The organism is Accumulibacter sp. (genome assembly GCF_032229525.1).
Lineage (GTDB): Bacteria > Pseudomonadota > Gammaproteobacteria > Burkholderiales > Rhodocyclaceae > Accumulibacter.
In genome coordinates this window covers 1-6,321 of sequence record NZ_JAVTWB010000185.1, presented here as the reverse complement: position 1 = coordinate 6,321, position 6,321 = coordinate 1, and the positions used below count along the sequence as shown (strand labels likewise).

Annotated in this window: 6 protein-coding genes; 2 read left to right on the top strand and 4 right to left on the bottom strand. The window is 62.5% G+C overall.

Going from position 1 to position 6,321, the window contains the following annotated elements:
• Nucleotides 1–23: 23 nt before the first annotated feature.
• From RUW20_RS14355 to RUW20_RS14345, 3 genes are read right to left on the bottom strand one after another with little or no spacing between them, the layout of a single operon-like run.
• On the bottom strand, nucleotides 24–782 hold the full coding sequence (locus tag RUW20_RS14355; protein ID WP_313952912.1) for an anti-sigma factor: 759 nt from the start codon (nucleotides 780–782) through the stop codon (nucleotides 24–26).
• The gene (locus tag RUW20_RS14350) at nucleotides 779–1,297 is read right to left on the bottom strand and encodes an RNA polymerase sigma factor (protein ID WP_313952911.1); all 519 of its coding nucleotides are present in this window, start codon (nucleotides 1,295–1,297) and stop codon (nucleotides 779–781) included. The genes RUW20_RS14355 and RUW20_RS14350 overlap by 4 nt, the downstream gene beginning before the upstream one ends.
• A 10-nt stretch (nucleotides 1,298–1,307) precedes the next feature.
• Nucleotides 1,308–1,694, bottom strand: a complete 387-nt coding sequence (locus tag RUW20_RS14345) for a hypothetical protein (protein WP_313952910.1) — start codon at nucleotides 1,692–1,694, stop codon at nucleotides 1,308–1,310.
• A 254-nt stretch (nucleotides 1,695–1,948) separates the two neighbouring features.
• Between RUW20_RS14345 and RUW20_RS14340 the strand changes: the two genes are divergently transcribed.
• Together RUW20_RS14340 and RUW20_RS14335 are read left to right on the top strand one after the other, a co-directional pair.
• Nucleotides 1,949–2,515 carry a DNA-3-methyladenine glycosylase I gene (locus RUW20_RS14340; RefSeq protein WP_313952913.1) on the top strand — a complete coding sequence of 189 codons (567 nt, stop codon included), beginning with the start codon at nucleotides 1,949–1,951 and terminating at the stop codon, nucleotides 2,513–2,515.
• Between the two features lie 182 nt (nucleotides 2,516–2,697).
• Nucleotides 2,698–3,219, top strand: a complete 522-nt coding sequence (locus tag RUW20_RS14335; RefSeq protein WP_313952909.1) for a hypothetical protein — start codon at nucleotides 2,698–2,700, stop codon at nucleotides 3,217–3,219.
• Nucleotides 3,220–3,348: 129 nt separating this feature from the next.
• On the opposite strand, the gene RUW20_RS14330 is transcribed toward RUW20_RS14335, so the two are convergent.
• Nucleotides 3,349–6,321 (bottom strand): EAL domain-containing protein (locus RUW20_RS14330; RefSeq protein ID WP_313952908.1); only part of this gene is annotated, 2,973 nt, incomplete at its 5' end.

Genomic DNA, 6,321 nt, shown 5'->3' with positions numbered 1-6,321 from the left:
AGAGGGTCCGGGCAAGGTATCGCTCAGGGGTTGAGCTGTCGATAAAGCGCGTTCGCCACACGCAGCAGTTCGGCCTTGTCAATTTCCGCCGACAGGGCGTAGCCCAGCTTGCCGTCCAGCCAGTAAAACACGCTGACGCCATTCTCCCGGGCAAAGCGGAAGGCGGTTTCACTCCCGTCCTCGGCACCGGTACGGACGTAGAGCGTCAGCCGCCGGCCCTTTTCATCCTGGTACATGAATAGCGCCACCGGGCCATCGTCGCCGGGCAGCAGGCGGCCGCCGACCAGGCTGTAGCCCAGTTCACCGAGTTGCGGCACGCTGAGCTGCGTACCAAGCCGCTTCGAAAGCCAGTTGACCAGGTGCGTCTCCTGGTCGGCACCCACTTCGACCGGATGCCGCACCTCGGGGCTGTAGACCACATGCGCAATGGCGGCCCGCTGCGCAAGAGTGGCATGCTTGTTCGTCGCTGCGTGCTGCATGCTGCCCAACTGCCAGCCGATCAAGCCACCCAGAGCGATCCAGGCCAGAACGGCGGCCTGGCGTAGCGGGGCGAATCGCCAGCGCGCGGGCGACGGCACCCGCAAGCGCTCTGGCAGCGCTTCATCGAGCACCGGGTCGAACAGCCGATGCAGCGCCTCGTTCTGCTGCCGGTAGGCCTGAACACGCTCGGCTTCCTGCGGTCGTGTCGCGAGATAGGCCTGCACTTCGGCGAGGCGCGCGTCCGACAGGGCGCCATCGACATAGGCATGCAGGTCCGCTTCGGTAATGGCTGGCTTGTTCATTTGATCACTCTCAGCGCCACCACCTCGGGCGTGCGCTCCACACCTTCCATGATCCCGCGCAAGCGCTCGCGCGCACGCGACAGGCGCGACATGACCGTCCCCAGCGGGATGCCCAAGGTCCTCGCTGTCTCCTCGTAGGTCATTTGCTCCAGCCCGACGAGCAGCAGCACTTCGCGCTGCGCGTCGGGAAGCAGGCTCAAAGCCGCATCGAGGTCGCGGATCGCCAGGCCGTCGGCGTGCGCCGCTTGGCCGGCAAAGTCGTCGAGTTGCTCGTCGAACGGCACGGTCGGCAGCACACGGCGCCCCCGCAACTGATTGATGAAAACGTTGTGCATGATGGTGAACAGCCAGGCGCGCAAGTCGCTGTCGCGGCGCCACAAATGGACCTTGTTGCAGGCACGCTCCAGCGCGTCCTGCACCAGATCGTCGGCGCTGCTGCGCTCCCCGGTCAGCGCACGCGCATAGCGGCGCAGCCGGGGAATATGCTCAACGAACTGCGTGCCGGGGCCTGTCACCACGCGGTCCCTATTGAACGGCCACGTGCCAGACGCTATTGAAGCCGTCGCCGGTCTTGTCGCCGGGCTTCTGGTCCTTCGCCCAATAGTAGAGCGGCTTGCCTTTGAATGCCCACTGCTTGCTACCATCGTCACGTGTAATGACTACGTAGTCGCCGGCGGCCATGGCGTCACCGGCAGCGGCCAGTGGCGGCCAGTTGGCGGCGCAACCACCGTTGCACACGCTCTTGCCGCCAGCCGCCGGATCCTTGTCAAAGACATAGAGCGTCATGCCGTTCGGCCCGACCAGCACGCCGCCTTCAAGCTTTGCCGGTGCGCTCTGCGCAGCGGCGGTGCCGGACAACGCGATCAATGCCGCCGCGGCGACCATCCTGGTCATGGATCTCAAGTGATTCATCTGCCTTCTCCTTCAATCGTTGGCGCAGGAGGTCCCTGCACCTCGGTTAACAGGGAAAGCGCCGATTTTATTCCGCCGCTCGCGGTTTCGCGTCAGCCAACAAGGGAACTGGCGAGCATGCGCTCTTGAAAGGAAAGGCGTCGAAACGCTGGGTCGGCGATCGCTTGCGTGAAAAAGGCGCAAGGCGGCGCATGACGCGTTGCCGCTGGCGGTGTTGGCAGTAGACTGGGTCTTTGTTCGCGGAGTTGATGTCGATGCAACGTTGTCCGTGGTGCGAAGGCTTCGACCTTTACCGTGAATACCATGACTCGGAATGGGGCGTACCGCTCCACGATGATCGAAGCCTGTTTGAAATGCTGATCCTGGAAGGGACGCAAGCCGGTTTGTCCTGGGCGACGATCCTCAGGAAACGAGAAAACTACCGGCGCGCCTTCGATGATTTCGATCCGCAGCGGATTGCCCGCTATGACGCTGCAAAAGTTGCCGCACTGTTGGCAGATTCGGGGATCGTCCGAAATCGTGCCAAGGTGGCGGCAGCCATCGACAATGCCAAAGCGTACCTGGCTCTCACCGCCGAGAGACAGTCGTTCAGCGATTTCCTGTGGCACTTCGTCGATCACCTGCCGATTCAGAATCAATGGCTGACGCTGGCCGAGGTGCCGGCCAGGACAGAGCGGTCGGATGCCATGAGCAAAGCCTTGGGTCAAGCCGGGTTCAAGTTCGTTGGTTCGAAGATTTGTTATGCGTTGATGCAGTCAACTGGCATGGTCAATGACCATCTGACCACCTGCCCGCGCCACGTCGAAGTCCAGGCCCGCTAGCGCGAGCGATGTCAGTCTTGGCTGCTCGCAGCGCCGGACTGACTTTTCGCCAGCTTGCTGGGCCAAATTGGCAATTGACGGCGCTCGATGGCGACTCATACACTCTCGCTGGTCGCGTTGGATTTCCTGTCCATCGACAACCGATGCGACGGGCCGTCGCTCACACGCTTGGGGAAAATACGATGAATACACCGGTGAACAGCACAACGCGGGGATACCGACGCGCGCTCCCGACCGTCGCGTCGGTCGCGGCAGCTACCCTGCTCGCGGCGTGTCAGCATTCCGCCGCACCGCCGGCCCCGCCACCGCAACAGATCGAGAAGGGATTCCGCTTCAGCCTGGACACCCCGCTGAGCTTCCCGGGCGGCCAGCCTCGAATGCTTTTCCAGAATCTCAAGGTCGTGCCGGTGACCGCACTCGCGCCGTACGAGCCCTACTGTTCGCTCACCGCCGAAAAGGACGCGGCGCTGATCATTCCGCCCATCACCCTCATTGTCCAGAGTGTGAACTATGACGAACGCGCGATCGCCGGTACGCAGCGGATGACGAGCGTCACCCGCATCGCCCTTGCTGCGCCTGTGGGTACGTCGGCTTACGTGCTGCGTTGCGGGTGGCCAGAGGGCGCGCCGCAGGCGGCTTTCCTGTCGGCCGACCAGATTTTCAACGCGATCGGCAACACCTTCACCATGGATCAGCCACGGTAGTTACCAACGCCCGACGCGCCGGCGGCGCAATGCCGACGCCGCAGCGCGAGGTCCTCTTCCCGGCAGGCGTGCCAGGGGCGAGGTGAGGCAACAAAGCACCCGACCCGGCTCCGAACTGACGAGCTCCGCTTACCAGCGATGTGCGTTGCGCGCCACCATTAAGCTCTCGAACTGCTCGGCCGGCAGCGGTTTGCTGTAGTAGTAGCCTTGTACCTCATCGCAGCCTTCCTCGCCCAGGTAGGCCAGCTGGCCGGCGGTCTCGACGCCTTCGGCGATGGTCTGCAAGCCCAGGCTCTGCGCCATGCGAATGATGGCACTGACGATCGCCTTGTCTTCGGCGTCGGTACTGATGTCGCGCACGAAAGACTGGTCGATCTTGAGCTTGTACACCTTGAACTTCTTCAGGTAGCTCAACGAGGAATAGCCGGTCCCGAAATCGTCGATCGACATCCGCACACCGCGCTCATGCAGATCGTTCATCACCGCAATCGCGCCCTGCGGATCGTGCATCGCCACCCCCTCGGTCAGCTCCAGTTCGAGATACTCGGGCGGCAAGCCCTCTTCGTCGAGAATGCGGGTCACCAGATTCGGCAAATCCGGATGGCGAAACTGCACCGCCGAGAGGTTTACCGCGATGACCAGGGCATCGCGGCCCCTGCTCATCCATTGCTTGCCATGTCGCACAGCCTGCCGCATCACCCATTCCCCGATCGACAGGATCAATCCGCTGTCTTCCGCTGCGGGAATGAACTCGGCTGGTGAAACCACGCCCAGCTCGGGATGAGTCCAGCGTAGCAAGGCTTCGGCGCCGACCAGTCGCCCCGACTTGATCGAGATCTGAGGCTGGTAGTGCAACGCCAGCTGGTCAAGCGCAATGGCATGGCGCAAGGCCGAAATCAGTGTCAGATGACGTGCCGAACGCGCCTGCATTTCCGTGGTGAAGAAGCGATAGGCGTGACGACCCTCCTGCTTGGCGCGGTACATGGCAGCATCGGCATTCCGGGAAAGCGTTTCCAGGTCGGTGCCGTCATCCGGAAACAGCGCAATGCCGATCGAGGCGGTGACGTGCAGATCGTACTGCTCGATGTGGTAAGGCTCGGCGATCACGTCCAGCAATTTCTTCGCTACGTGCGCCACGCCGCGCGCATCTGTCCCATGCAGTGAGAGGATGAACTCGTCTCCACCCAGGCGCGATACGGTATCTTCCTCGCGCAGAATCAGGCGCAGCCGTCTCGCCAGCTGGACCAGCAATGCGTCGCCGACGCTGTGCCCCAGGGTGTCGTTGATATCCTTGAAGTGATCGACATCGAGAAACATCAGCGCCACGGTCTGTTGGTTGCGCCTGGCGACGCTGAGCGAATAGGTCATCCGGTCATCCAGCTGGGCTCGATTCGGCAGACCGGTCAAGGCATCGAAATTCGCCAGGTAGTGGATCCGCGCCTCAGCGCTCTTGCGCTCGGTGAGATCGTCGATCATCGCGGTGATGAAGTCCACCGACCCGTCCTGCTTGCGCACGCAACGCACCACCAGTCGGGTCGGGATCACCCGCCCGCTGCGGCTGACGAAGCGCTTTTCCATTTCATAGCCGTCGATCTCGCCCGCCAGCAAGGCATTGAACTTTTCGATATCGGCGGCGAGATCGTCCGGATAGGTCAGTTGCGCCCATGACATCTGGTGCAGCTGGTGCTCCGGATACTCCAGTAGTCGGCAGATATAGTCGTTGCTGTGAATCCAGCTTTTGTCGGGAGAAGTAATCGCCACTCCGATCAGACCGAGGTCGTAGAAGGAACGCCAGCGTTGCTCGCTGGCCAGCAACTCTCCCTTTGCCGCCTGCAGAGCGCTCACCTGATTGCGCAAACTGGTCGCTTGCTGCGCGAGTTCCTCCTGGTTACGCTGCAGCGTCGTGCGCATCGTCTCCTGTGACTGCTGCAGTTGTCTTATCTCGGCAATCCGGCTGTGCGGATACTCGGCGGGCCGAAAATCGAGTTGCCCGATCCGTTCGCTGTCCCTCGCCAGGCTCTCGAGCGGGCGAGCGAGACGCTGAGCCAGCGCGTGCGTAAGCAGCATGGCGATCGCCAGTACGAGCAGACTCCCGCCACCCAAAATACCCGTCACCTTCAGCCAGGATGGCGAGAAATCTGCTTCCGGCGCCATTGCCAGGATCCACAATGCTTGCTGGCCGATCGCATGCTGGCGAGCGCTGAGCAACCAGGGCGCCCCTTCAGAGTCAAAACTGATGATCCGGTCAGTGCTCCGGCCCGCCCGTCGCCAGCTCTGCAAGGCGTCCCGCAACTGCGGCAGGCCAAGGTCGCCGGCTGGTTTGAGGACATGTCGCAGCCAGTCAGCCTCCTTTATCCCAGGCGGCGGCGATGGCAATGCGAGAACACGCTCATCATCGGTGATCACCGTCACCAGACCTCGGCTACCGATCCGTGAGTGCATCGTGGTTGGCGACAGATCGCGCAGCTTGAGATCGAAACCGAGCACGAAATCACGCCCATCGCTCAGTTTAAAACGGGTGGAAACGGTCATCCCCGGATCGCCCGTGGTAAAGAAGGCATAGGGTGCCGTCCAATACAGCGTGTTCTCGCCCTCGCTGGCGATGGCGCCCTGGTACCACGGCCGCGTGCGCGCGTCGTAGTCGAGCTCCTTCCACGCCCGGGTCGATCGACCGTCCGGCAGGCGCTCCACGATCAGGTGTCGGGCACCCCAACGCGGGATATCGGTGATGCGGTTTCGCCAGGCACCTGTGGGCTGCTGGAGCAGCAGCCAACCCTGGCCAGTGGACGTTCCCGCGACCACCGACGTCACCTGCTCAATCGCTTCCAGCATCGGCTGAAAGAAGCGATTGAAAACATCCGGAGGGTCAATATCCGGCGCCTCAGCACCAATCCGCCGCCGGCCGATCTCCAGCAAATCTTCGGCCGGCGAGAAGAGAGCGGTCAGGGCCGCGTCGGTGCGCGTTGCGGCCTCGTTGAACTGGGTCTCGGCAATACGCTTCGCTACCGGGAGCAGCGTAAACAGAACGAAGAAAACAGCTGCAAGCAGCGTCGTTCCGGTTACCAGTAATGCCACGCGTGCAAAAATGGCCTGGTGAAGTGA